This is a genomic window from Nonomuraea sp. H19 (assembly GCF_052068215.1).
Classification (GTDB): domain Bacteria; phylum Actinomycetota; class Actinomycetes; order Streptosporangiales; family Streptosporangiaceae; genus Nonomuraea.
Genome location: NZ_JBQHCV010000014.1, coordinates 202,530 through 227,158, shown reverse-complemented (window position 1 = coordinate 227,158; position 24,629 = coordinate 202,530). Strand labels below are relative to the sequence as shown.

The following is a 24,629-nucleotide window of genomic DNA, read 5'->3' as shown; positions in this document are numbered from 1 at the left end:
GGGGTGAGTGACGGATGCGGATCCGCGGGCTCCGAGGCGACCGGGCGACGGCCGTGATCGCCGGTGCGGCGGCCACGATCCTGGTCGCCGCGGCGGCGTGGTTCGGCGTGGGCGTCTCCAGCGCCAGCCCCAAGCTGGCCGACGTCGGCGCCTGGCTCTGGACCACGGCCAAGGGCAGGATCGTGCACGTCAACGGCCTGTCCGGCGAGGTCGACGGCTACCTCGACGACAAGGCGGGCCGGCAGCTGCGCGTCGTCCAGGACGGCGGCAACGTGCTGCTCGTCGACGACCGCACCGGCTTCGTCAGCCGCGTCGAGCCAAGCCAGCTCACCGTCGCCCAGACCCGCGACTTCGGCGCGGCCGGGCTGCAACTGGCCGTGTCTGGCACGGCCGGGTACGCCGTGAACCCGGCGGCGGGCACGATCCAGCAGATCGACCCCGCCACGCTCGACTCCGTCGGCGCGCCGATCACGCTGCCGGGCCCGCTGGGCGCGGCCCGCCTCGACGGCGGCGGCCGGCTGTGGGTGCCGGTGACCGCCAAGGGCGAGGTCGTACCGGTGTCCCAGGGCGTGGCCGCGAGCCCCCTCAAGGTCGGCGAGCCCGGCGAGGAGCTGTCGGTCACGATCGCCGACGGCCGGCCGGTCGTGGTCAACAGCCGCGCCGCCACCGCCACGATCGTCGGCGCGGACGGCGGCGTCGGCGAGATCACGCTGCCCAAGGGCGTGGCCCAGGCCGCCAAGGGAGGCGCGCTCACCCCGGCCACGACGGAGGGCACCCTGGTGCCGATCCTGACGGCCGGCGACTCGGGGTTGCTCGTGGTGATCGACACCGCGTCCAACTCGGTGCTCAGCACCAAGTTCACCGCCGGCGACCCGGCCAAGCTGGGCGTGCCGCAGGTGCTCGGGTCCAAGGTGTACGTGCCCGACCAGGGCAGTGGCGCCCTGATCGTCTGGGACAGCGCCGCCGGCGGCCGGCCGACCACGCTCCAGGTGGCCGAGGGCCCGGGGCCGGTGGACGTGTTCGTCAAGGACGGGCTGCTCTGGGCCAACGACGAGAACGGGGACAAGGCCGTCGTCATCGACCCCGAGGGCCGCAAGCACGACGTCGACAAGGACGACTCCGACGTACCGGGGCCGACCAGCACGCCCAAGCCCAAGCAGACGCCGCGCCCCGAACCGTCGAACACCGACGCCCCGCCCCAGCCCGACCCGGTCAGGACCACCACCGAGCCGCGCCCGACGCAGACGCGGGAGGCCGAGCCGACCCGCGAGCCCACGAAGAAGGCCACTCCCACCGCGACGCCCACTCCCGAGCCCAGCGCGCCCTCCGCGCCCGGCGCCGTCACCGCCAGGTCGGGTCCCGGCAAGGTGACGGTGACCTTCAGCCCGTCCACCGGGGGCAAGGTCGAGCGGTACACGCTCAAGCCCTCCGGCGCAGGCACGTCCCGGCCGCAGTCGGTGGACGCCGAGGGGCCGTACCGGTTCGAGTTCACCGGCGGGGACTGCGCCGACGAGTACACGTTCGTCGTGGTAGCTCACTGGTCGGGCGGCGAGGTCGAGTCGGAGCCGAGCGCCGGGGCCAAGCCGTGCGTGGCGCCCGGCTCGCCGTCCGGTTTCACCGCCAAGGCCAAGAACCGGGGCGCCGTGCTGAGCTGGACCGCCCCCGAGGGCGCCGACGACGGCACCACGTACGAGCTGACCGGAGCCGCCACCCAGACCGGCATCAAGGGCACCTCGTTCACCGTGGACGGGCTGAAGAACAACGTCAAGCACGCCTTCACGCTCAAGGCCAAGAACGCGGCGGGGGAGAGCCCGGACGTGGCCACGGCCGAGGTGGACCTGGCCTACCCGAGGCAGCAGTACAAGAACGCCAGCAACGAGGACACCAACACGATCATCCGGCCGGGCCCGGCACGATCCGGGAACAACGGCAGCATCCCGCAGAAGGTGTACATCACGCTGACGGTGATCTGCCAAGTCAAGGGTGAGAACTACACCGACAGCTCGACCGGCAGGTCCAGCGACATCTGGAACCGGATCGAGAGCCAGTACGGCAACGGTTACCTGAACGACACTCTGGTGGCGACTCCGGACGGCGGCTTCCCCGAGGGGCCGCTCTTCGAGTGCACCGACTGAGAAGGGGACTCAGTTGACCCAGTACAACTACCAGGACCAGTTCGAGCAGACCGCGCAGCCGTACCAGCAGCCGCAACCGCAGCAGCAGCCGGCGGCGCTGGCGCAGCAGTTCGCCCAGCGCTTCCAGCTGCTGGCCGGCAACATCGAGCGGATCATCCGCGGCAAGCACGAAGCCATCGAGCTGGCCCTGATCTGCCTGTTCGCCGAAGGGCACCTGCTCATCGAGGACGTCCCCGGGACCGGCAAGACCACCCTCGCCCGCTCCATCGCGGCCAGCGTGGACGCCGAATGGCGGCGCATCCAGTTCACCCCCGACCTGCTGCCCAGCGACATCACCGGCGTGTCGATCTTCAACCAGGCGCACCAGAAGTTCGAGTTCCACCACGGTCCCGTCTTCGCCAACATCGTGCTCGCCGACGAGATCAACCGCGCCTCCCCGAAGACCCAGGCCGCGCTGCTGGAGGTCATGGAGGAGCGCCGGGTCACGGTGGACGCCGAGCCGCATCCGGTGCCCCGGCCGTTCCTGGTCGTGGCCACGCAGAACCCGGTCGACATGGACGGCACGTACCCGCTGCCCGAGGCCCAGCTCGACCGGTTCCTGATGAAGATCTCCGTCGGCTATCCCGACCACGTCTCCGAGGTCGAGGTGCTCAAGGGCATGCCGACAGGGCCGCAGGTGGAGCGGCTGCCGGTGGTGGCACGGGCGTCCGACGTGGCCGGGATGATCGACTTCGCCTCGCGCATCCACGTGGCCGACCCGGTCTACGACTACATCGTGGCGCTGTGCGCGGCCACCCGCACCAACCCGCACCTGCGGCTCGGCGCCAGCCCCCGGGGCAGCCTGGCGCTGCTGCGCGCGGCCCGGGTCAAGGCCGCCGCCGCCGGGCGGCACTACGTCGTGCCCGAAGACGTGAAGGCGCTGGCCGTACCGGTGATCGGGCACCGCCTGATCCTCTCGCCCGAGGCCGAGCTGCGCGAGATCACCGGCGCGGCCGTGCTCGCCGAGATCCTCGCCGGGATGCCGGTGCCGCAGGCGGCTTAGGTGCCCGTGATGACGATGACCGCAGGGCAGAGCCCGCCACCTGCGGTGCGCCGCTGGACAGTGCTCACTCCGCTGGGCTGGGGCACGCTGGCCGGGTCCGTCGTGCTCTACGCGGCGGGATTCGCCCTCGGCTACCCCGAACCCGTCGTGCTGGCCACCGGCGCGCTGCTCGCGCTGGCCGCCGCGCTCGCGTGGACCGCCCCGAAGCCCAGGCTGGAGGTGCACCGCGAGGTCACACCGGTCAAGGTGCCGCGCGGGGACGCCGCCGTGGCCGTCCTCAGCGTCACCAACCTGGGCCGCCGCGGCCTGTCGGGGCTGCGCGCCCAGGACCGGCTCGGCGCGTCCCAGCACACGATCGACCTGCCCAGGCTGCCCGCGAACGGGGTGCGGACGGTGTCGTACCCGCTGCCGACGGACGTCCGCGGCGTGATCCCCGTCGGGCCGCTGCTGCTCGTGCGCGCCGACCCGTTCGGGCTCACGCGCCGGGTCCGGCAGTACGGAAGTCCCGCCACCCTCCTGGTACGGCCCCGCACCGTCCCCTTGCCCGTCCCCGCGTCCGGCAAGGCCCACCACCTGGAGGGACCGACCAGCGACAACGCGCCCAGCGGCACGGTCACCTTCCACACCCTGCGCGAGTACGTCGTCGGCGACGACCTGCGCCACGTCCACTGGCGGTCCAGCGCCCGCACGGGCACCCTCATGGTCCGCCAGCTCATCGACGCCAGCCTGCCCACCACCACGGTCGTGCTCGACACGCGCGACCTGGCTGAGCAGGCGGTGGACGCGGCCGCCTCGGTCGCGGTGGCCGCCGCCCGGGCCGGCTTCCCGGTACGCGTACTCACCGGCGACGGCCCCCTCCCGGACGCAAAACCCGACGCCGACGCGATTCTTGACCGCCTCGCCCTGGTCCAGGCCGGCACGGCAGGCGTGACGGAGGCCCTGCGGCTGGCGCGCGGCGGAGGGGCGCTGGTGCTGGTGACGGCGGACCCGGCGGAGGCTGGGCGGGTCGCGGGGGTGCGGCGCCGCTTCGACCGGGTCATCTGCATATATGTCGGCACAGCTCCGGTCGCCGTCCCCGGCGTCACGGTCCTGCCGATCACCTCCCTGGACACGTTGCCGCTCATCTGGGGGACCCGATGACCCACCACCGCGGCACCCCACCAAACCCCATCCCCGGCCAACCGTGGGCCGCGGAATCGCCGTCCGCCCGGCACGGCGCCACCCGATCCCACCGGCGCGCCGGGCAGTCCGCCGCGCAGTCGGCCCAGCCGCAGTCCCGTCAGGCGCCGGCGCCCCCGGCGGGGAGGCGGTCCGCACAGGTCCCTGCGCCCCCGGCGGAGCAGCGGTCCGGGCGGCCGGTTGGACCGGCGGGGCAGCGGTCCGGGCGGTCGGCCGGGAGGCCGGCCGGGCAGGCGGTGGCCGGCTGGCGGCGGCCGGCCGGGCTGGTGCTCGTGGCGGCCATCGCCGGTGTCGCGGGCTGGGGTTTTCACCGGGTCTTCCCCGGCGGGGAGCTGGTCCTGGCGATCGTGCCGGCGGCCGTCGCCCCCGCCGTCGTCGCGGCGCTCACCGCGACGCGTCCCCTGTGGCTGGCCCTCGCCCTCGACCTCGTTCTCTGGCTGGCCGGAACCATCCCCCTCTACAAGGGCCTGGAGCAAACCCTCCTCGCCGACGTGGCGAACTCCTGGCACGCGCTGCTCACCACGCTCCTCCCCGCCCAGCCGGCCCCGGAGCTGCTGATCCTGGTCCACACCCTCGTCTGGGCGGCCGCCACGATCGGCGCCGAGACCCTGGCCCGCACCAGGACCAGGATCACCGCCGCGCTCCCCGCCCTCCTCGTGTACGGGGTCGCGCTCCTCCTGGGCGTGGACGGCGAGGGCTCGAACCTTCCGGTGGCCGCCGCGCTGTTCGTGCTGATCGCGGCCCTGGCGATGCTCCGCGACGACCGCCCGCCGCTCTGGTTGCTCGCCGGCCTGCCCGCCGCCGCGGCGCTGGCCGCCCTGGCGCTGGTCGCCGGCCCGTTGCTGCCGATCGCCGGGCAGCCGTACAACCCGCGCGAGCACGCCGACCTGCCGCCGCCCGTCCGCGTGGACAGCGTCAGCCCGCTGGACCGCGTGTCGGCGTGGCTGCAGATCCCAGACAGGAAGCTGTTCACCGTCAAATCCGATAAGCCGCTCAACTGGCGGCTGGCCGCGCTCGACCGGTACGACGGCGTACGGTGGACCTCCGGCGCCCGCTTCCAGCCCACCGGCGGCCGGGTGCCGGAGGGGGAGTGGACCGGCGAGGCGGACGTCGTGCGGCAGCAGGTGACGTTCGACGGGCTGCCCGGCACCTGGCTGCCCGCGGCCGAACGCCCCGAGCAGGTCAGCGGCGTGCGCGGGCTGGCGGTGGACCCGGAGAGCGGGGCGTTGCTGGCCGGGACCAGGCCCGCCAGGGGATTCCGTTACGAGGTGACCTCGCGGGTGCCGCGGCCGTCTAAGGAGGACCTGCTCGCGGCCACGCCGGTGCGTGATCCGGACCTGACCGCGTTCCCTGAGGGACCGCAGAAGGCGCTGTTCCGCAAGCTCGCCCAGGAGGCCGTCAAGGGTGCGGACGAGCCGATGCGGCAGGCGTTCCGGCTGCAGAACTACCTGCGCGCCAACGCCCGCTACGACGTCACCGCGCCGCCTGGCCACTCGCTGAAAGGGCTGGAGTTCTTTCTGCAGACGACGCATCGGGGGACGTCGGAGCAGTTCGCGACCACGTTCGCGCTGATGGCGAGGACGCTGGGGCTGCCGTCGCGGGTGGTGGTGGGGTTCAGACCCGGGCAGACTTCTGGCGGTATTTACCACGTTGCGTCGGGCCACGTGATGGCGTGGGCGGAGATCAAATTCGACAAGCTGGGCTGGCGGCCGTTCTACCCGACTCCCGGCCGCAGCGGCGCCAAGGACGACCATGACGTCGTGTCCGCGGCCGTCGAGGAGAGTGAGGAGCTGGCGGGCGAGTTCGCTCAGGGCGGGAGCGACAAGCAGAAGCCGTCCCAGCCGCAGGCCACCGGCAACGGCGACGAGCCCGCGGGCGGCCCGTCCCCGTGGCTGATCGCGGCGGTGGCGGGCGGCGGACTGCTGGTGGCGTACGCGGGCGTGGTGCCGGCGCTGCCGTGGTGGCGCAGGCGCAGGCGGCGCCGCGCCCAGGGGCCCGAGCAGCGGGTGCTCGGCGCCTGGCGGCAGGCCTGCGACGACCTGGGGCTGACGGAGGTGCGGGCCTTGACGGCGGGAGACGTGGTCGCCCAGCACCCGGGCGACATATCAGCCCATCTCATGCCGTTGGCTGAAATTTCCAACTTCGTCAGGTACGCCCCCGACGCCGTCACCGACGACGCCGCCACCGCCGCCTGGCAACGCAGCGACGCCATCCGCCGGGCCGTACGCGCCCGCACCCCCCTCACCGCCCGCCTGCGCAGACGCCTGCTCCTGCGATGATGCCGCGATGAGAAGCGTCGCGGCCCAGCTCTTGCACCGCCCGCCCGGCCTGGCCCCGGGCGAGATCGTCAGGCGGCTGGCGGCGATGCAGGCGCAGGACGTGCCCGCCGCCTACCTGGCCTTCCGCGCCCGCTCGGCCACCCTCACCCCGGCGGACATCGACACCGCGTGGCATTCCCGCGAGATCGTCAGGACCTGGGGCCCGCGCGGCACCCTCCACTTCGTCCACGCCGACGACCTCCCCTGGATCCACGCTCTCACCAGGCGCGACACGAACATCCTGCGCCGCCTCGCCGAGGAGGGCGTCACCGGCGACGACCTCCTGCCGCTCATCGAGGGGGCGCTCGCGGGCCAGGGGCCGCTCACCAAGGGCGACCTGGAGGAACGTCTGATGGGCCGGGCCCGCGGGCAGGGCGTCGTGCATCTGGTGGCGCTGGCCGCGTACCACGGCCGGGCGGTGCTCGGCCCGCCGCGGGCCGGCAAGCCCACGTACGTGCACGCCGCCGACTGGCTGGGCGCCCCGATCGTCCCCGAGCCGGACAGGGAACGCGCGCTCAAGGAACTGGCCATCCGCTACCGCGGCGCCCACCACCCCGCCGGCCCGGAGGACCTGGCCGCCTGGTCCGGCCTGCCGCTCGGCGCGGCCCGTACGGCCTGGAGCCTGAGCCCGGCCCCGCCGCCGCCCGCCGCGGACAAGCCGGTGGTGCGGCTGCTGCCCGCCTTCGACGAGCACCTGATGGGCTGGCGAAGCCGGGACCCGATCCTGCCCGCCCCCGAACATGCCAGGCAGGTGTTCCCCGGCGGCGGCATCCTGCGCCCGGTCGTGCTCGTGGACGGCGTGATCAGGGGCGTGTGGGGCAGGAAGGGCGCGCAGGTGAGCGTGCGGCCGTTCGAGGAGCTGCCGGACGGCCTGCTGGACGCCGAGATCGCCGACGTACGCCGCTTCCTGGCCGGACGAGACGGCGCCCGATCGTGAAAGCAAAGCGGTGTATCGGGTGATAACAGATGACCACTGATACATCGGAAGGTTGCACATGACGGGGGAGACGATCGCGCCCACCGTGCCCTGGGCCGCTCGCGCGCCGGGGGCGCTGGACGACGCCGGAGGGTTCGCCGAGGCGTTCGGCGCCTACTTCGGCGAGATCCACACCTATGTGGCCCAGCGCCTGGGCCCCGACAACGCGGAGGACATCGTCGCCGAGACCTTCCTCACCGCGTTCCGCAAGCGCGCCCAGTACGACCCTTCCCGCGCGGCGGTGCGCACCTGGCTGTACGGCATCGCCACCAACCTCATCGGCAAGCACCGCCGCCTGGAGGCCCGCACCCTGCGCGCGCTCGGCCGCTGCGGCCCCGAGACGGAGTCTCCGGGGCACGAGGACTCGGTGGCCGTTCGGGTCAGCGCCCAGAGCCTGCGCCCGGAGCTGGCCGCCGCCCTGGCGGAGCTGGACCGGCGGGACCGGGACGTCCTGCTGCTGATGGCGCTCGCCGGGCTGAGCCACGACGAGATCGCCACCGCGCTCGGCATCCCGTACGGCACCGTCGGGTCGAGGCTGAGCCGGGCCAGGAAGAAGCTGCGCGCTCTGCTGGGCGAGGTGCTGGTCCATGGATGACCTGGAGCTCGTCCGCGACCTGTACGGCCGGCCGCGGCCCGGCCCCGACGCTCAGGCCAGGGTGTGGCGGCGGTTGGCGGCCAGGCGCCGGCGCCGGCGGCTGTCGTGGCTGGTGATCCCCGCCGTGGCGGCGACGCTGGCGCTCGTCTTCGCCATGAACCAGCCCCCTGCCCGGCAGCAGATCTCCGGACGGTCGATCCTGCTGTCGGCGGCCACCACGGCGGCCTCCGGACCGGGCGGAACATACTGGCACGTCAAGAAGCTGCACGACGGCGGCCGGGAGACCGAGCTCTGGGTGACCAGGCAGGGCCAGGCGTGGACCGCCGTGCAGGGCCGGGTCACCCGCGTCACCGGCCGGTCGCCGTTCAGCATGGCCGGGCGCGATATGACGGTCCAGCAGATCCAGGCCCTGCCGGCCGAGCCCGGCGTGCTACGGGAGCGGGTGGCCGCCATGCTGCCCGCTGGCTCGGAAGGGCTGCTGGCCGACGCGCTCAGCGGCCTGCTGTGGACCAAGCCGTCCGCCCCGGGCGTGCGCGCCGCCGCCTACCGCGCGCTCGCCGACCTGGCCGGGGTCCGATACCTGGGAGCCCGTACGGACGCGCGGGGGCGCGCGGGTGAGGCGTTCTCCTTCGGCCTGCCCTCCGGCGTCCAGCGCACCTTGATCATCGACCCGGCCACCTCGCAGGTGCTGTCGAGCGCGGACAGCGGTCAGGGCGGCCGCTCCGAGATCGTGCTCAGCGCGGGCTGGACCGACCGGGGACCGGACCTTCCTTAGCCCCTGCGGAGGGCTCATCGGCGTGGCGCGTGGGTTTCGCGCGCCCTGAAACAGGAGCCGCGACGTGTTCTGGCGTGCCCGCACGACCTCAGGCAGGGCCATCTGCCTCAGCGACCAGTTTCCCGGGATCAAAGTGGAGGAGGTGATGCGCGGGCGGGTCACGTTCGTCGGCCTGCCGGCCGTGGATCTCGGCACGGACGTCGACTGGACCGCGAACCCGCACGGCAACCGCTCCTGGGCGTTGAACCTGCACGCGCTGCGCTGGGTGGGCCGCCTGGTCGCGGAGTACGAGCGAACGGGGGAGCCCGGCTATCTCGACCGCGCCGCCGCCCTGGCCGACCACTGGATCCGCGCGAACCCGCGCGGCGCCCGCGGGATCAGCCCCTGGGCGTGGGCCGAGCACGCGGTCGCGCTGCGCGCCCCCGCGCTCGTGTGCCTCAGCGAACACGTACGCACCCCGCGGCTGTGGGACAGTCTGGCCGAGCACGGCGAGATCCTCGCCAACCCCGCGCTCTACCGGGAAGGCCACAACCACGGCCTGGACCAGGACATCGCGCTGCTGGTCGTCGGCTGCAGGCTCGGGCGGGCGCGCTGGCGGGACCTGGCCGTCCGCCGGATGACCGCCTCGGCCGAGCTGGCCATCGACGCTCAGGGAGCATTGCACGAGCAGGCCCCCCGCTACGGCCTGTACGTGCACCGCAGGCTCGGCGTGGCGCTGCGGGCCATCGGCGAGAGCGGCGCCGAAACTCCCCAGAGGCTGGTGGCCAGGCGGACCGCGCTGGAGGCGTACATCGCGCACGCCACCGAACCCGACGGCCGCCTCGTGCCCATCGGCGACGGCCCCGCCGACCTCCGCGCGGCCGGCTTTCCCCGTGAGGGGCCGGTGGTGCGGGTGTTCGACGGCGGCTACGTCTTCGGCAGGACCGCGTGGGACGACCCACGCTCGGCCCACTACTCCATCAGGTTCGGCCCGGGCCGGCGGCTCCACGGGCACGAGGACCACCTGGGCGTCACCTACACCGCCCACGGCCGCCGGATCCTGGTGGAGGCCGGGTTCCACTCCTACGAGCGGACCGGCTACGTGGAGTGGACCCGCTCGCCGCAGGCGCACAACGTGCCCGTCGTGGCGGGCACCTTCCGGCCCGGCACCGCCACGCGCCTGGTCAGCTCCTCCGTCGGCCCGTCACGCCAGTCGTTCGAGCTGACCGACGACGCCTACGGGGTGAGCAGGACCCGGCGCATCCTCGTCAACCACGGCCCTGACCTGATGGCCGTGCACGACTCCGTCCCCGCGGGGACCCTGCGGAGCCTGTGGCACTTCGATCCCTCGCTGGAGCTGGTCTCCTGGGGCGACGGGAGGGTCGTACTCGGCGACGGGGACTACCGCGTGACGCTGCTGCAGGTGCCGGGGACCGGGCAGGCGGTGCGTCCAGGCCTGGTCTCGCCCGGTTACCTGCGTACCGCGGAGGCCGTGACCGTGCTGTCTCCCGAGGCGGCCGGCGTGCTGACCGTGATCGTGCCGGGCAGCGCCGCTCCCGGCGTCTCCGTCTCCGGACAGGTCATGACCGTCGACACACCGAGCGGCCCTGTCACCTTTCAGGCGCCGTAGACGCGGACGACCTGTGGCGGGCCGCTGGACGCGGCCCACCATAGGTGCGGACTCCGTCCGCTACCTGTGGCGAGCCGCTGGACGCGGCCCGCCATACAGCCAGTCGACGTAGGCGTAGCTCGACAGGTCCCTGGTCCGGAACAGCTCGTTGCGCAGCACCCTGGCCACCCCGTCCACGTGCCAGATGTCGCCCCACATCCGGGCCGTGGTCTGGACGCGGGCCGTGCGCGGGGCGCGGATCTCCTGGTACGCGGCCAGCGCCTCGTCCCAGTCCCGTCCCGCCGACTGCTCGGCCAGGACGTGAGCGTCCTCGATCGCCTGGCAGGCACCCTGGGCCAGGTATTGCAGCATCGGGTGCGCCGCGTCCCCGAGCAGGGCGAGCCTGCCCCGCACCCAGGTGCCGATCGGCGGCCGGTCGAGCATGGGCCAATGGCGATCCCGCCACAGATAGGGCAGGCCCTTGCCGATCTCCGCGCAGCAACCGTCGAAGGCCCGCTCCGGCTCGCCCGGGCCGCGGAAGACGGCCACCTGGTTGAGCAGCTCGCCGCCGCGCAGGGCGTACTGGACGAAGTGGCATTCGGGGCCGAGGAACGCGACCACGTCGGAGGTGTCGAAGTCCTCCGGAAGTGGACACGTACCCCTGTAGGCGACATATCCGGAATCTTCGGGTTGGTCGGTCGCCAGTTGCGCCCGCAGCCCCGATTGGAGCCCGTCCGCCGCCACCACCACGCCGCCCTCGTGCACCGACCCGTCCGCGCAGTACGCCCGCGCCCGCTCACCTTCGGTCGCCACCCGCTCGACGTGCTGCCCGTTCAGCAGCTCCACTCCGGCTTCGGCGCAGGCGCCGAGCAGGACGGCGTGCAGGTCGCTGCGGTGCGCCACCACGTACGGCGCCCCGTAGCGCCGCCGGAACTCCTCGCCCAGGTCCAGGTGAGTGAGCTCATCGCCGGTCAACGCGTCACGGAAGACCAGGCGCCGGGGCAGCACCCCCGCCGCGATCACTTGGTCGAGCAGGCCCCAGGAGGCGAGCACGCGGGTGGCGTTCGGGCCGAGCTGCAGCCCCGCGCCGACCTCGCCGAACTCCGGCGACCGCTCCAGCAGCCGGACCGACCGCCCGGCCCTGGCCTGGGCGAAGGCCGCGGCCAGGCCGCCGATGCCGCCCCCGACGACCAGCACCTCACTCACCGGCGCTCCCTCCGTCACAGCCAGCGGCCGATGGCAGGGGCGTCGGGGGCGGGCGCCGGCCCGCGCCCGGTCAGCCAGGCGGCCAGCCCGGCGGCGGTGCCCCGCACCTCGGAGCCGTCATCGCCGCCGGCCGGGGCGGCCACGTGCCAGGTCATCTCCCTGTCGGCCGGCCGGAGCGTCATCGCCGGTCCCTGGCCGCGCAGTCCCCACATCCGGACCACGTCACCGACCAGCGCGTCCACCAGCTCACCGGGAAAGTCCTCGAAGCTCCCGCCGAGGTCCACGCCGTGCACCCAGACCTCGCGCGTGCGCATCCAGACGATCTCGGTGGCGGGCACCACGCGCCCCTGCGCCGTCCGCACCGGCGCGTCCCACTGCGCCCCGGTCAGCCGCCCCAGATCCGCGCGCAGCTCCCCGGCGGTCTCCTTCACCAGCGTCGCGAGCTTCGCGGCGGACAGCCCGGCGGCCAGCTCGTCGATCTCGGCGTCCCGGGCTTGCGGCGAGGCGTACATGGGCCGCTCCTCTCCGGTACGCGCCCAATGCACCAGCCTGCCCAGGGCCCGGGCGTTCGCGGCCACGTGCGCCGCCACGTGCCGCCCCGTCCAACCGGGCAACCCGCTCGGCAGGTCGAGATCGACCGCGTCCACCCGAGACCCGAAGTACGCGGTCCCCGAATCCAGCCAGCCCAGGTCAACCATGGCGGCGCGCCGTGTTCACGAGCTCGCCGACGCCGGAGATCCGCGTCACGACCTTGCTGCCGTCCGCCAGGTACCGGGGTGGCTTGCGGGCATGCCCGACACCGCCCGGCGTTCCGGTGGCGATGACGTCGCCCGGCTGCAGCGTGAGGATCTCCGACAGGTACGCGATCAGCTCGGCGGGCGAGAACACCAGGTCATCGATGTCCGCCTGCTGCATCACCTCCCCGTCCACCTCGCACTGCATGGTCATCGACATTCCTGTCAGCTCGTCGGGCGTGACGAGGTACGGGCCGAACGGCGTACTGGCCTCGAAGGTCTTGCCCTGGAGCCACTGCAGCGTGCGGGTCTGGTAGTCCCGGGCGGTCACGTCGTTGAGCACCGCGTAGCCGGCGATGCAGGCCGGTGCCTGCTCGGGCGAGACGTGCCGCGCCGCCGTACCGATGATCACCGCCAGCTCCGCCTCCCAGTCCATGGCCTGGGAGACCGCGGGCAGCGCGATGTCGTCGTACGGCCCGGTCAGCGCCTCGGCGAACTTCGCGAACACCGTCGGATACTGCGGCAGCTCCCGTCCCATCTCCAGGATGTGGTTGCGGTAGTTGAGCCCCACGCAGATGATCTTCCCGGGCCGGGGCACCACGGGCGCGAGATCGGCCGTGGCCAGCGGATGCCTGGGCCCGTCGGCGGCGGCCGCCAACTCGCGCCACCGGGGGTCGGCCAGCAGCGCCCCGACGTCGGGCCGACCGATCTCCACGGCGTGGTCGTCGTCGATGCGGGCGGCGGTCGTACGGCGCGGCAGCCGCAACGTGGCGAGCCTCACGCGCGCTCTCCCCGATCCTTGAACGCGAGCCTCATACGAGCTCCTCCCGGTACTGGTGCAGGCCCTCGAAAACGGGCGTGTCAGAGAAACGGAACAGATCAAATCGGGTCTCGGCGCGGAACGACCACGCGCACCACGAAGGCACCACGACGAGGTCGCCGCGCGCCAGCCGCCGCTCGGCCCCGTCGAGCGTGACCGACCCTTCCCCGTCGAACACCTGGTACACCGACGAGCCCACCTCCCGCCGCGCGGCGGTGACGGCGCCCGGCCGCAGCCGGTGGAACTCGGCCCTGATCGTCGGCATCACGTCGCCGCCCGTGGTCGGGTTCGTGTAGCGGACGGCGGCGTGACCGGGCTCGGCGACTCCCGGATGGCCCTCGTCCTCCAGCGCGAGCTGCTCATCCAGCGCCCGGTCCGTGTGCTCCCAGCGGTAGGCCGCGATCGGCGAGCTGGGCCTGGCACCCGGCGCCGACACGGGCCGCAGCCCGGGATGCGCCCACAGCCGCTCCGACCGGGACACGCTCGGCGTCGTGGTGTCGGTCACCTGATCGGGGCCGAACTCGAAGAACGAGGTGTCGGTGTAGTGCACGAGCGGGATGTCCAGCCCGTCGATCCACGCCATGGGCGCGTCGGCGGTGTTGTGGTGGCCGTGGAAGTGCCAGCCGGGCGTCAGCAGGAAGTCGCCGCGGCGCATGGCCACCGGGTCGCCGTTGACGACGGTCCAGACGCCCTCGCCCTCGACGACGAAGCGGAAGGCGTTCTGGGTGTGGCGGTGCTCGGGCGCGACCTCACGCGGGCCCAGGTACTGGATGGCGGCCCAGAGGGTCGGTGTCGCGTACGGCAGCCCGCCCAGGCCGGGGTTGGCCAGCGCGATGGCCCGCCGCTCTCCGCCCCTGCCGACCGGCACCAGGTCACCGGCCCGCTCGGCCAGCGGGTAGAGACTCTTCCACTCCCACACATGCGGCCTGGCCTTCGGCTTGGGATGCATCGGCATCAGATCGCCGACCTGCGTCCACAGCGGGATCAGGTTCTCGGCCGTGAAATCGGCGTACAGCCTCTCCTCCGGGTTCATGGACCCCACGCTAGAGAGGTGTTCTGCTCGGCGCACTAGCATTCTGCTGTGAAGAACAAACCCGCGTACGCCGTCGGCTCGGTGGACAACGTTCTGCTGCTCCTGCACATGCTGCGCGACCAGGGGCGGCTCAAGGTCAGCGACGTCGCCAGGGAGCTCAGGATCGCCCGGTCGACCGCGCACCGGCTCCTGGCCATGCTCGTCTATCGCGACTTCGCCGTCCAGGACGAGCATCACACCTACCTGCCGGGCCCGTTCTTCGCCTCCATGCCGGCCACTACGGGCGGCTCGGTCCTGCGCGAGCTGCGCGCCAGGACCAGGCCCGCCATGGAGGCGCTCTGCGCGCGGGCCGGCGAGACGGTGAACCTCATGATCAGGGTGGGCGCGGAGGTGCGTTTCCTGGACAGCGTGGAGTCCTCGCAGATCCTGCACGTGGGGGACAGGAGGGGCACGATCCTGCCGGCGCGGCAGTCCTCCGGTGGCAAGGTCCTGCTCGCCGCGCTGCCCCGCGACCGCCTCTGGGAGCTCTACCCCGATCTCGCCGGACCGGAGCGCGCCGCCCTGGCGCGCGAGCTCGACGAGGTCCGGGCACGCGGTTACGCGCTCAACATCGAAGGTACGGAGCGGGGCGTCTCGGCCATCGGGGCCACCCTCCACGACGGACGGGGCGCGGCCCTGGCGGCGCTGTCGATCTCGGCTCCGTCGGCCAGGTTCGGGGCCGGCCGGGTGGGGGTGTTCGCGGAGGAGCTGAGACGCGCGGTCGCCGAGGCCGAGCAGGCTCTGGCCGACTTCCCGGGCTGACCGCTCGCTCTTATTTACATGTAACCCCTCTGGGGTTATGCTGGGGTCATGCCCAAGATTAACGTGTACCTGCCCGACGAACTCGCGGAGGCGGTCAAGCAGGCGGGCGTGCCGGTCTCGGCGGTCTGTCAGCGGGCTCTGGAGCAGGCGGTGCGCCGGGTGACCGCCATCAGGGAAACCGTTCTGACCGACCTCGACCTGGACGTGCCGACGGGGGCGCTGACCCATCTGACCGCCAGGACGCGCACCGTGCTCAAGCTCGCGGCCGAACAGGCGGGGACCGCGAGCGTCGGCACCGAGCACCTGCTCGCCGGCCTGCTCGGCGAGGGCACGAACCTGGCGCTGCACGTGCTGCGCGCCATGGACATCGATCTGGATCAGGTGAAACGCGACCTCGCCCGGCACGAGCCGGCACCCTCCGAGCAGCCCGCCGAGGCCCCCGCTTCACAGGGCTTCAGCGCGCCCGCCGCCAACGCGCTGGAGTTCGCCGTCAACGAGGCGATCGCCCTCGGCCACAACTACGTCGGCTGCGAGCACCTCCTGCTCGGTCTGGTCGCCGAGCCCGACGGGAGCGCCGGTCAGGTCCTGCGCGCCCTCGGCGCCGAGCCCAAGCTCACCCGGCGCGCCGTGGCGGCGGCCCTGGCCGGCTACGTCCATCTGCGCGCCCAGACCCAGCAGAGCCCGCCCGCCGCCCCGGCCCAAGGTCAGGCCGCGGCCCTGGCCGCCGCGATCAGGGACGAGCTCCAGCCGCTCGTCCAGCGCCTCGAACGCCTGGAAGCGCACGTCGGCCTGGACACCTGAGGATCTCGTGAACACCGTCGTCCGCAGGCGGGCGCTCGCGGCCCTGCGCGTCACCCTCGCGGCCGCGATCGTGGTGGGCCTGGTGATCGGCGCCCTGTGGTGACCAGGCGTTCCAGGCCAGGGCGCTCACCCGGCGCCGGCCGTCACGCGACCTTGGAGGAGGCGGCCGTCCACGTGTTGCACGCGCCGGCCCGGCCTGACTTGTAGCCCTTCTCCATCCAGTGGAGGCGGTTGTCGGGCTTGCCGTGGAATCTGTTCTTCCAGAAATCCTCGACCTTGGTCACGGGCTTCCAGTCCTTGACCGCCCGCCCCAGGCTCTTCGCCGACACTCCCGCGAAGCAGTCGATCTGCAGGTAGTAGCGGCGGTTGTGCTCGTCCATGACGGACTCCGACGCGCCGCTCTCCAGCGCCCACCAGGCTCGCCCGATGCCGGTCTGCCCGGTGACGACCCCGCTCCATGTCGTGACGATGGAGGTGAACGCCTTGAGGTCGTCCTTGGCCTTGACCCAGTCATCGGCCAGCCGCACCTCGATGGTCGTACGGCAGATCTCGGCGAAGGAACTCGAGATCTCCATGCCGGTGGAGCAGGACTTCTTGTCGTCCGCCTCCTTGAACTTCACCTCCACCGGCACGAAATCCTTGATGGCCGGCCGCCACGCCGAGTTCAGGCAGCCGACGAGTTTGGTGATGTATTTCTTGGTCGAGGCGCTGCTCGTGCCCTTGTCCAGCTTGCAGGCGACCTTGGGGAGCTTGGCCGCCTTATAGAGCTCGTTGTGGGTCAGGTCGGGAGCGCCCTTGACCGGCTCGGCGTGCGCCGTACCGGTGAGCAGTGCCAGACCGGCGGCCGATGCCGCCAATAAACGGGTGATCATGGGGCTGGATACTAGGGCCAAAGATTTCCGGCCGCAAAAAGGGGTCTAGAGCCAGTCGCGGCGTTTGAAGACCGTGTAGAGGACCAGGCAGACGACGGCCATCAGCAAAATGGCGAACGGATAGCCGAACTCCCAGTGAGTTTCCGGCATGAAGTCGAAATTCATGCCGTAAATGGTCCCGACCAGGGTGGGGGCGAACAGGATGGCCGCCCAGGCGGAGATCTTCTTGACCTCCTCGCCCTGCCTGATGCTCGCCTCCGTCATCCGCGCCATTTCCGCGTTCTGCGCCTGCGTCACCAGCGTCGAGTTGACGACCAGGATGTTCTGCAGCATCTGGCGGAAGGCCGAGATCCGTTCGGTCACCGTGATCGCGTGGTCGGCCACGTCACGCAGGTAGCTCTGCAGTTCCTCGTTCACCCCGTACTTCGACGCCCCCGCGATGAACCCGTGGATCAGGCCGACGAGCGGTGCCGTGGCCCGCTGGAACTCGATCACCTCGCCGGACAGCTCGTACACGCGGCGCGACACCGACGGGTCCCCGCCGAAGACCTGGACCTCGATCTCCTCGATGTCCTTCTGCAGCCCGGCCACCACCGGTGCGTAGCCGTCCACCACGGCGTCGAGGATGGCGTAGAGCACGGCCTGCGGGCCCTGCCGCAGCAACTCGGGGTCGGACTCCATCCGCTTGCGCACGGCCTGCAGGTCGGGGGCCTCGGCGTGCCGTACGGTGATCACGAAGTTGGGGCCGACGAAGACGTGCACCTCGCCGAACGCGACCTCCTCGGCCTCGTCCAGGTAGCGGGCGGCGCGCAGCACCACGAACAGCGTGTCGCCGTAGCGGTCGGCCTTGGGGCGCTGCGAGCCGACGATGGCGTCCTCCAGCGCCAGCTCGTGCAGTTCGAACTCCTCGCCGAGCTTGACCAACTCCCACTCCTTCGGCCGGTAGAGGCCGATCCAGGCCATGCTGTCCGGCATCTCCTTGAGGCGCTCGAAGGCGTCGGCCAGCGAGCCCGGGTTGTCGACGCGCTCGCCGTCCCGGTAGATCGCGTTGTCGATGACCGTCGGCCGGTAGGGCCGCTCCTCGGTGGCACGCGGGTCCATCGAGTGTTCAGGCGCCTCCTCGCGGACGTCCCCGCTGCGCCGGAACCCCTTCACCCTGGCCATGGACCCTCCAAACGACTATGCCGACCCGAGTTGGTCAAGCTGCTGCGCCGCCCGGTCTCTGATGGTCTTGCGCCACATCGGCGTCCATCCGGACAGCCGCCCGTGCGCCATCTTCGACCAGCGCCTGAAGCCGAACTCGTCATGGTGGTGAACGATCAGGTCGTCCTCGAATCTGAACAGCGCCTCGATCTCGGTGACGACCTCGCGACCCGGACCGGCGAAGCTGTAGCGCGCGGTCCGGTGCGCGATCTTGGCGCCGGCCTCGTGCGCCCGTCGCACGTAGTCCACGACGCCAGGCTCGGGGAAGAAGGTCGCCGGCGGAAGGCACTCAGGTGTACGGCGGGCGAACTCGAGCGTCCAGGCATGGAGATCGACCGACATATCGGGTTTATGTGCATAAGCCAGAGCGGGAAACCTCCGTACGCCCATCGCCCGCAACCGGGCCGGCCCGCTCCTCCGCCGGCCGCTCGTCAGAATCTTGTTCTGTTGCCACAGGAGAGACTCTACCTGGATAGGGTTTCTCCTCGATGGACAAGCTCTGGGCCCACCTCATCAAGGTTCAGCCTGACCCCGACCCCTGGGTCGTGGCGGTCTCGGCTCTGGTCGCGCTCGTGATCGTCGGTTTCCGCATGCCCTGGCAACTGTCCAGGGGGCTCATCACGATCGCCCACGAGGGCGGCCACGCGCTGATGGCGCTGGTCACCCGGCGCAAGCTCGAAGGCATCCGGCTGCACTCCGACACCTCGGGCGTGACGCTGACCAGGGGCAGGCCCAACGGGCCCGGCATGGTGCTGACCGCGCTCGCGGGCTACCTCGCGCCACCACTGCTCGGCCTGGCCGCCGCGTGGCTGACCGAGCAGGGCCGCATCACGCTGCTGATCTGGAGCGTGCTGCTGTTCCTGGTCTGCATGCTGCTGCTGATCCGCAACCTGTACGGCGCGCTGATCCTCCTGGTCACGGGCGGCGCCGTGTACGCCTTGATCATGTACGCGCCCGCTGAGGTCCAGCAGGTCGTCGCGCTGGTCGCGGTGTGGTTTTTGCTGTTCGGCGGCATCCGGCCGATCATCGAGCTGCAGCGCAAGCGGCGCAGGCGGCAGGCCAGGGACTCCGACGCCGACCAGTTAGCGAGACTCACGTTCCTGCCGGGCGGCTTCTACGTGTTCTTCTTCTTCCTGGTGTCGGTGGCCTCCGTGGGCTTCGGGGCGTACCTCATGAACCCACTCTGATCCCGCTAATACCCACTAAACTCCCCCGCGAGCGCTGTAACAGGGGGGAGTGCCGTGCTGCCAGTCGAGGACGCGCCCGGCTATCGGGTACTCGATCAGGCGGGCCAAGGCGGTTTCGCCGTCGTGTACCGCGCCTACCAGGAGCGCCTCGACCGGCTCGTGGCGCTGAAGGTGCTGTCCGTCGACCGGGTCGATCAGCGCACGATGCGCAGGTTCCAGCGCGAGCTGCAGCTCACCGGCCGCCTCACCGGCCACCCGAACGTGGTGACGGTCTTCGACACCGGCGTGACGCGCTCCGGCAAGCCGTACATCGCGATGGACTTCTTCGAGAACGGCTCCCTGCGCGACAAGATCCGCCGAGAGGGGCCGCTGCCGGTGCCCGACGTGCTGCGGGCGGGGGTGAAGCTGGCCGGGGCGCTGGCCGCCGTACATGAGGCGGGGGTCCTGCACGGCGACATCAAACCGCAGAACATCCTCATCTCCCGGTACGGCGAGCTCGCGATCGCCGACTTCGGTGTGGCCAGAGTGGTGGACGCGGCGGAGATCTCGGCCACCTCGCAGGCGTTCACCCCGTTGCACGCCGCGCCCGAGGTGCTCACCGGCGCCCCGCACTCCGCCTCGACCGACATCTACTCGCTCGGCTCCACGCTCTACCACCTGCTGGCCGGCCAGCCCGCCTTCCACAACCCGTCGGACCCGTCGATCGCGCCGCTGATGTACCGGGTGCTCAGCCTCGAGCCGCCGCGCATCAACCGCTCCGACGTGCCGCCGGCGGTCTTCCAGCTGATCCTGCGGGCCATGTCCAAGCAGCCCGAGTTACGGTACGGGTCCGCGCGGGAGCTCGCCCGGCACCTCCAGGCGGTGCAGGCCGAACTGGGCCTGCCGGTGACGGACCTGGTGGGCCAGGATCCGGGACCACAGGCCGCGGGCCAGGGCGGGACACATGGGACGGGCGCCGGCGGTCTGCCCCCGACGGACCGGCACGGAGATTACGCGACCGGCCGGCCAGAGGCGCAAGGGCCGGGCCCGGATGGCGTGCATGCGGCACGATCAGCGCAAACCGTCCCTCCCGGGCAGCCCGATTCCCCGGACCGGGCAGGGCGGCTGCCGAGGGGCCTGGTGATCGGTGGCGCGGTCGCGGCCGTGGCCATCGGCGGCAGCGCGGCGGCGGTGTACCTGTCGCTCCAGCAGACGACGGCGCCCCAAGCCGCCCCCACCTCGCAGCAGACGAGCCGGCCCCAGGCCACCGCCCCGATCGGCAAGCAGGACATCGCCGCGCTCAAGCCGCGCAGCGTGAAGGTGACGGCCGACCAGGGCGCCCTGGTGGAGTTGCGGTGGGCGCTGCCCGCCGGCGCCCGCCGCTATCCGGTAGTCCTCCAGCGCTCCCCGGTCAAGAAGGGCGAGCAGGCCATCACCGCTCTCGGCCAGGGAGCCACCTCGGCCCGCGTCGCCGGCCTGGACCCGGACACCGGCTACTGCTTCCTGGTGGGCGTGCCGCTGCGCATCTCGGAGGACTCGACGGTCGCCTGGTCCAAGCCGACGTGCATCAGGGGCGCGGTGGCCCGCCGGACCCCATGACCGATCAGCCCAGGAGCTTGCGCGCCGCCTGCTCGATCTCCTCCTCCGACAGCAGCACGTGGTCGGCCGCCGGCCCCAGGGGGACGAAGCTGTCGGCCGAGGTGACCCGGGCGATGGAGCCGGTGTATCCGGCGTCGACGAGCTCGGCGATGATGCCCTCCGAAATGCTGCCGGTGTGCCGGGTCTCGTCGGCGATGAGCACCTTGCCCGTCAGCTCGGCCATCCGCAGGAGGTCGTCCAGCGGGAGCGGAGCCAGCCAGCGCAGGTCGAGGACGCGGACGCCGTAGCCCTCCTGGGTCAGCCGCACGGCGGCGCGCAGGCTCATGCGCAGCCCGTTGCCGAACGTCACGATCGTCAGGTCGCGTCCGTCGCCGTAGGAGCGCGCCCGGCCGATGGGCACGTGCGTCTCCGCCCAGCGACCCGTCGGCGCGTAGGACGCCATCCAGCCGCCGTCGCCCTCGTCGAACAGGTCTTTCGTGTGGTAGAGCGCGATCGGCTCCAGGAACACGCACACCGTCCCGCAGGTCCTGGCCGCCGCCAGGCAGGTGCGCAGCATGGCCGAGGCGTCGTCGGGACGCGCCGGCGAGGCGATGACCAGCCCGGGGATGTCTCGCAGCGCGGCGATCGCGTTGTCGTTGTGGAAGTGGCCGCCGAACCCCTTCTGGTAGGCGTATCCGGCCACCCGCACCACCATCCCGTTGCGGTAGGCGTGACGGGAGAAGAACGACAGCGTGGCCGCCTCGCCGCGGATCTGGTCGAGCGCGTTGTGCAGGTAGGCCAGATATTGGATCTCCGGCACCGGCAGCAGGTCCGACACGCCGGAGCCGAGCGCCAGCCCCAGGATGGCCTGCTCGTCCAGCAAGGTGTCGAACACCCGCCCAGGACCGAACCGCTTCTGCAGCCCCCTCGTCACGCCGTAGACGCCGCCCTTCTTCGCGACGTCCTCGCCGAACACCATCATCTCCGGATAGACGGCCAGCGCGTCGGCGAGCGTGCGGTTGATCGCCAGCGAGAGCGTCATCGGCTTGTCGTCCTCCGGCAGCGCGCCGGCGAACGCCTTCTCCCTGACCTCGGGCGCGGCCGCCGTCGGCGCCAGCTTGGCGATCAGCTCCGGTTTGCGCGGCGCGATCGGCTCCATGACCTCCGCGGCCGACCCCAGCCGCGGGCTGCGCGTGGTCTCCAGCGCGATGCGCAGCACGTGCTCGCGCGCGGAGTCGTACTGCTTGAGCAGGTCTTCCGGGGTCGCCAGCCCGGCCTCCACCAGCAGCGCCGCCGTCCGCACCAGCGGGTCGCGCGCCAGGTCGGCCCGGATCTCGCGCTGCGTGCGGTAGGCGACCTCCACGTCGGAGCCGGCGTGCCCCATCAGCCGCACGGTCGACAGGTGCAGGAACGCGGGGGAGCGGTTGGCGCGTACGTGCTGGACCGCGCGCAGGGCGGCGTCGTACGCGTCGGCCAGGTCGCAGCCGTCGGCGGCGAAGTATTCGATGCCCGGACGCCGCGCGGCCGACTCCACCCAGCCCTGGGGCGTGCGGACGCTGATGCCGATGCCGTTGTCCTCGCACACGAACAGGATCGGCAGCGGCTGCCCCTGGTAGGTCGCGTAAGAGGCGGTGTTGAAGCCGGACAGCGCGCTCGCGTGGTTGATCGAGGCGTCGCCGAAGCTGCACACCGTGATCGCGTCCGCGCCCCACGGCGGGCTCGTGCCGAGCGCCTTGGCCCGTTCGATGGCGAAGGCCACGCCCACGGCCCTGGGCAGGTGGCTGGCGATCGTCGACGTCTGGGGGATGACGGCCAGCTCCGGATGGCCGAACACCTTGTGCCGGCCGCCCGCGATAGGCTCCTCCGCCGCCGCGGTCAGGCCCATCAGCACATCCCTGATGCCCTGCTCGGGCAGCCGATCACGCTGCTCCGACCGGGTCAGGTAGAACGCCCCGGAGCGGTAGTGGAGCAGCGCCGGGTCGCCGGGCCGCAGGGCCGCGGCCACGGCCGCGTTGCCCTCGTGACCGGCGGAGCCGATCGTGTAGAAGCCTTGGTCCTGCTCGCGCAGCCAGCGGGCGGCGATGTCGAGCAGGCGGCTGTTGAGCTGGTGCCGGAACAGCATCCTGCACTGCTCACCGGTCAGGGCCGTGCCCTCGCGGACCGGCCGGCTGGGATCTCGCGCGGGGCCTGCCTTCAGCGCCGCAACCGTCTGGGTGAAATGAGTCTCAACTGTGTCGCGCGCCACACCACCGATTATGTCTTTGATCGGCCCTGACGTCTGCTGGACACCGGTGACAGATTACGGACCGGTCCGATTGACGCGCGCTTATAACCGTTTGTCAGAATCCGCAACTTCGTCCGCATGGTGGACGTCTACTGAAGAGACACACGTGGCACCCTCAATGCCGCGTTGAACCACTGGGGTCTCCAGAAAGGAACCCGCATGTTACAACGCATCCGTGTCGCCGCCCTCGCCATCGCACTCGGCGCGGGGGCTCTGGTAGCCCTCGCACCGTCCGCCGCGACGGCGGCCGCAGCACCGATCCTCACCCGAGTGGACATCAGTCCCACCCCGCCGATCGACGTCACCAAGGGCGCGGTCACGGCCACGTTCAGCTTCGCGACCAAGGGCGCGGAGCGGGCCGAGCTCCAGCTCAAGCCGCCGGGCGACGTCGGCGTCGGCTCCCCCCTCACCCTCACCCCGAACAAGAACGGCGACTGGACGAGGTGGACCGGCACCAAGTCCTTCGACGCCGCGAACGCCGGCAAGTGGAGCTGGCTCGCCGTCGCCCACGGCGACGGCAGCCCCTCCCGAGGCGGCACGTTCGAGGTCGTCGTCAAGAAGGTGCTCGACACCAAGATCGTCGACTTCGACGCCAGTCCCGGCCTGGTCGACAAGGGTGATCTGATCAGGATCTCCGGCCGGCTGCTCGCCGACGGCAAGGGGTACGACGGGCAGACCGTCTCGATCACCTTCCGCGAGCGCGGCTCGGACACCTACCGCGAGGTCACCAAGGTGACCACCGGCCGCGACGGCTGGTTCGGCGCCACGGTGCGGGCCGGCGCGACCGGCTGGTGGCGGGCGGAGTTCGCGGCCACGGCCGCCGCCAAGGGCTCCGTGAGCGACGCCGACCGGGTCGGCGTCAGGCGCGGGAACCTCGGCAGCCGCATCGTCCGCTTCGACGCCGAGCCCGAGCCCGTGGACAAGGGCGGCAAGCTGACGTTCACCGGCGCCCTGCTGGTGGAGGGCCGCGACGGCGTGCCCGGCCAGCGGGTGGCGATCTTCTTCAAGCCGTCCGGTTCGAGCAGGTGGCAGTACGTCACCAGCGACGTGACCGGCCGCCACGGCCGCTTCTGGGCCTCCACCACCGCCGAGAGCTCCGGCTGGTGGCGCGCCGAGTACGCGGGCACCCGCGGCGTCAACGGCTCGGTCAGCGACGCCGACTGGGTCAAGGTCGACCAGCCCGCCCCGCCGCCCGAGGAGAAGGCGGACACGCGGCTCATCAAGTTCAACGCCTACCCGGAGCCGATCAAGCGCGGCAAGTACCTGAAGTTCAAGGGCGCGCTGCAGATCGACGACGAGGGCTCCTGGGAGGGCTACTCGGGCCGGGTCGCGCTGTACTTCAAGCAGGCGGGCTCGAAGAAGTGGGAGTACGTGAAGACGACCTGGTCGAGCGACAGCGGCCGGCTCTACACCAAGGTCAAGGCCTGGAACTCCGGATACTGGAGGTTCGTGTTCGGCGGTGACGAGGACACCTACGGCGACACCAGCCGCAAGGACTACGTCCGCGTGAAGCGCTGAACGTC

General features: G+C 71.9%; 21 protein-coding genes. 13 read left to right on the top strand and 8 right to left on the bottom strand.

What is annotated here, in order from left to right; all coding sequences use genetic code 11:
* Positions 1-14: 14 nt before the first annotated feature.
* The 8 genes from ACTMTI_RS30260 to ACTMTI_RS30225 all read left to right on the top strand — a co-directional run bounded on the left by ACTMTI_RS30260 (position 15) and on the right by ACTMTI_RS30225 (position 10,629).
* Positions 15-2,135: a fibronectin type III domain-containing protein gene (locus ACTMTI_RS30260; RefSeq protein ID WP_441123966.1), complete on the top strand. Its 2,121-nt coding sequence runs from the start codon at positions 15-17 to the stop codon at positions 2,133-2,135.
* Between the two features lie 13 nt (positions 2,136-2,148).
* Positions 2,149-3,177: an AAA family ATPase gene (locus tag ACTMTI_RS30255; protein ID WP_441123965.1), complete on the top strand. Its 1,029-nt coding sequence runs from the start codon at positions 2,149-2,151 to the stop codon at positions 3,175-3,177.
* Positions 3,178-3,186: 9 nt separating this feature from the next.
* Positions 3,187-4,317, top strand: a complete 1,131-nt coding sequence (locus tag ACTMTI_RS30250) for a DUF58 domain-containing protein (protein ID WP_441123963.1) — start codon at positions 3,187-3,189, stop codon at positions 4,315-4,317.
* The gene (locus ACTMTI_RS30245) at positions 4,314-6,635 is read left to right on the top strand and encodes a transglutaminaseTgpA domain-containing protein (protein WP_441123962.1); all 2,322 of its coding nucleotides are present in this window, start codon (positions 4,314-4,316) and stop codon (positions 6,633-6,635) included. The genes ACTMTI_RS30250 and ACTMTI_RS30245 overlap by 4 nt, the downstream gene beginning before the upstream one ends.
* 7 nt (positions 6,636-6,642) lie before the next feature.
* Entirely contained in the window at positions 6,643-7,611 is a 969-nt protein-coding gene (locus ACTMTI_RS30240) for a winged helix DNA-binding domain-containing protein (RefSeq protein WP_441123961.1), read from the top strand.
* A gap of 58 nt (positions 7,612-7,669) precedes the next feature.
* Positions 7,670-8,245, top strand: a complete 576-nt coding sequence (locus tag ACTMTI_RS30235) for an RNA polymerase sigma factor (protein ID WP_441123960.1) — start codon at positions 7,670-7,672, stop codon at positions 8,243-8,245.
* Complete coding sequence (locus ACTMTI_RS30230; protein ID WP_441123959.1) at positions 8,238-9,020, top strand: hypothetical protein; 783 nt, start codon at positions 8,238-8,240, stop codon at positions 9,018-9,020. Before ACTMTI_RS30235 ends, ACTMTI_RS30230 begins: the two co-directional genes overlap by 8 nt.
* A gap of 64 nt (positions 9,021-9,084) precedes the next feature.
* A complete protein-coding gene (locus ACTMTI_RS30225; RefSeq protein ID WP_441123958.1) occupies positions 9,085-10,629 on the top strand; it encodes a heparinase II/III domain-containing protein in 1,545 nt (514 codons plus the stop codon).
* A gap of 60 nt (positions 10,630-10,689) precedes the next feature.
* Here the strand turns inward: ACTMTI_RS30225 and ACTMTI_RS30220 are convergent, their stop codons facing one another.
* The 4 genes from ACTMTI_RS30220 to ACTMTI_RS30205 are packed head-to-tail and all read right to left on the bottom strand — an operon-like array spanning position 10,690 to position 14,401.
* A complete protein-coding gene (locus tag ACTMTI_RS30220; protein ID WP_441123957.1) occupies positions 10,690-11,814 on the bottom strand; it encodes an FAD-dependent monooxygenase in 1,125 nt (374 codons plus the stop codon).
* A 14-nt stretch (positions 11,815-11,828) separates the two neighbouring features.
* Entirely contained in the window at positions 11,829-12,512 is a 684-nt protein-coding gene (locus tag ACTMTI_RS30215) for a maleylpyruvate isomerase family mycothiol-dependent enzyme (protein WP_441123956.1), read from the bottom strand.
* Positions 12,505-13,329, bottom strand: coding sequence for a fumarylacetoacetate hydrolase family protein (locus ACTMTI_RS30210; protein WP_441123954.1), 825 nt, complete (start codon positions 13,327-13,329; stop codon positions 12,505-12,507). The genes ACTMTI_RS30215 and ACTMTI_RS30210 overlap by 8 nt, the downstream gene beginning before the upstream one ends.
* A gap of 31 nt (positions 13,330-13,360) precedes the next feature.
* A complete protein-coding gene (locus ACTMTI_RS30205) occupies positions 13,361-14,401 on the bottom strand; it encodes a cupin domain-containing protein (protein WP_441123953.1) in 1,041 nt (346 codons plus the stop codon).
* A 48-nt stretch (positions 14,402-14,449) separates the two neighbouring features.
* Here ACTMTI_RS30205 and ACTMTI_RS30200 point away from each other — a divergent pair, with 48 nt between their 5' ends.
* Positions 14,450-15,202, top strand: coding sequence for an IclR family transcriptional regulator (locus ACTMTI_RS30200; RefSeq protein ID WP_441123952.1), 753 nt, complete (start codon positions 14,450-14,452; stop codon positions 15,200-15,202).
* Positions 15,203-15,250: 48 nt separating this feature from the next.
* Positions 15,251-16,003, top strand: coding sequence for a Clp protease N-terminal domain-containing protein (locus ACTMTI_RS30195; protein WP_441123951.1), 753 nt, complete (start codon positions 15,251-15,253; stop codon positions 16,001-16,003).
* A gap of 143 nt (positions 16,004-16,146) precedes the next feature.
* Here ACTMTI_RS30195 and ACTMTI_RS30190 read toward each other — a convergent pair whose 3' ends face one another.
* From ACTMTI_RS30190 to ACTMTI_RS30180, 3 genes are read right to left on the bottom strand one after another with little or no spacing between them, the layout of a single operon-like run.
* The gene (locus tag ACTMTI_RS30190) at positions 16,147-16,875 is read right to left on the bottom strand and encodes a hypothetical protein (protein WP_441123950.1); all 729 of its coding nucleotides are present in this window, start codon (positions 16,873-16,875) and stop codon (positions 16,147-16,149) included.
* 45 nt (positions 16,876-16,920) lie between these two features.
* Positions 16,921-18,039 carry a magnesium/cobalt transporter CorA gene (corA, locus tag ACTMTI_RS30185; protein WP_441123949.1) on the bottom strand — a complete coding sequence of 373 codons (1,119 nt, stop codon included), beginning with the start codon at positions 18,037-18,039 and terminating at the stop codon, positions 16,921-16,923.
* A gap of 15 nt (positions 18,040-18,054) precedes the next feature.
* On the bottom strand, positions 18,055-18,420 hold the full coding sequence (locus tag ACTMTI_RS30180; protein WP_441123948.1) for a hypothetical protein: 366 nt from the start codon (positions 18,418-18,420) through the stop codon (positions 18,055-18,057).
* A 146-nt stretch (positions 18,421-18,566) separates the two neighbouring features.
* Between ACTMTI_RS30180 and ACTMTI_RS30175 the strand changes: the two genes are divergently transcribed.
* Both ACTMTI_RS30175 and ACTMTI_RS30170 read left to right on the top strand, forming a co-directional pair.
* Positions 18,567-19,265 carry a M50 family metallopeptidase gene (locus ACTMTI_RS30175; RefSeq protein ID WP_441123947.1) on the top strand — a complete coding sequence of 233 codons (699 nt, stop codon included), beginning with the start codon at positions 18,567-18,569 and terminating at the stop codon, positions 19,263-19,265.
* 54 nt (positions 19,266-19,319) lie between these two features.
* Entirely contained in the window at positions 19,320-20,843 is a 1,524-nt protein-coding gene (locus ACTMTI_RS30170; protein WP_441123946.1) for a protein kinase domain-containing protein, read from the top strand.
* A 4-nt stretch (positions 20,844-20,847) separates the two neighbouring features.
* Here ACTMTI_RS30170 and ACTMTI_RS30165 read toward each other — a convergent pair whose 3' ends face one another.
* Positions 20,848-23,067 (bottom strand): dehydrogenase E1 component subunit alpha/beta, encoded by a 2,220-nt coding sequence (locus tag ACTMTI_RS30165; protein WP_441123945.1) that lies wholly within the window; start codon positions 23,065-23,067, stop codon positions 20,848-20,850.
* A gap of 198 nt (positions 23,068-23,265) precedes the next feature.
* On the opposite strand from ACTMTI_RS30165, the gene ACTMTI_RS30160 reads away from it, so the two are divergent.
* Positions 23,266-24,624 (top strand): hypothetical protein, encoded by a 1,359-nt coding sequence (locus ACTMTI_RS30160; RefSeq protein ID WP_441123944.1) that lies wholly within the window; start codon positions 23,266-23,268, stop codon positions 24,622-24,624.
* Positions 24,625-24,629: the final 5 nt, after the last annotated feature.

Bases quoted from the DNA above. Each gene is read 5' to 3' on its own strand.
- ACTMTI_RS30260 (WP_441123966.1), top strand. From the start codon at position 15: ATGCGGATCCGCGGGCTCCGAGGCGACCGGGCGACGGCCGTGATCGCC.
- ACTMTI_RS30250 (WP_441123963.1), top strand. From the start codon at position 3,187: ATGACGATGACCGCAGGGCAGAGCCCGCCACCTGCGGTGCGCCGCTGG.
- ACTMTI_RS30245 (WP_441123962.1), top strand. From the start codon at position 4,314: ATGACCCACCACCGCGGCACCCCACCAAACCCCATCCCCGGCCAACCG.
- ACTMTI_RS30240 (WP_441123961.1), top strand. From the start codon at position 6,643: ATGAGAAGCGTCGCGGCCCAGCTCTTGCACCGCCCGCCCGGCCTGGCC.
- ACTMTI_RS30235 (WP_441123960.1), top strand. From the start codon at position 7,670: ATGACGGGGGAGACGATCGCGCCCACCGTGCCCTGGGCCGCTCGCGCG.
- ACTMTI_RS30230 (WP_441123959.1), top strand. From the start codon at position 8,238: ATGGATGACCTGGAGCTCGTCCGCGACCTGTACGGCCGGCCGCGGCCC.
- ACTMTI_RS30215 (WP_441123956.1), bottom strand. From the start codon at position 12,512: ATGGTTGACCTGGGCTGGCTGGATTCGGGGACCGCGTACTTCGGGTCT.
- ACTMTI_RS30205 (WP_441123953.1), bottom strand. From the start codon at position 14,401: ATGAACCCGGAGGAGAGGCTGTACGCCGATTTCACGGCCGAGAACCTG.
- ACTMTI_RS30195 (WP_441123951.1), top strand. From the start codon at position 15,251: ATGCCCAAGATTAACGTGTACCTGCCCGACGAACTCGCGGAGGCGGTC.
- ACTMTI_RS30190 (WP_441123950.1), bottom strand. From the start codon at position 16,875: ATGATCACCCGTTTATTGGCGGCATCGGCCGCCGGTCTGGCACTGCTC.
- corA (WP_441123949.1), bottom strand. From the start codon at position 18,039: ATGGCCAGGGTGAAGGGGTTCCGGCGCAGCGGGGACGTCCGCGAGGAG.
- ACTMTI_RS30180 (WP_441123948.1), bottom strand. From the start codon at position 18,420: ATGTCGGTCGATCTCCATGCCTGGACGCTCGAGTTCGCCCGCCGTACA.
- ACTMTI_RS30175 (WP_441123947.1), top strand. From the start codon at position 18,567: ATGGACAAGCTCTGGGCCCACCTCATCAAGGTTCAGCCTGACCCCGAC.
- ACTMTI_RS30160 (WP_441123944.1), top strand. From the start codon at position 23,266: ATGTTACAACGCATCCGTGTCGCCGCCCTCGCCATCGCACTCGGCGCG.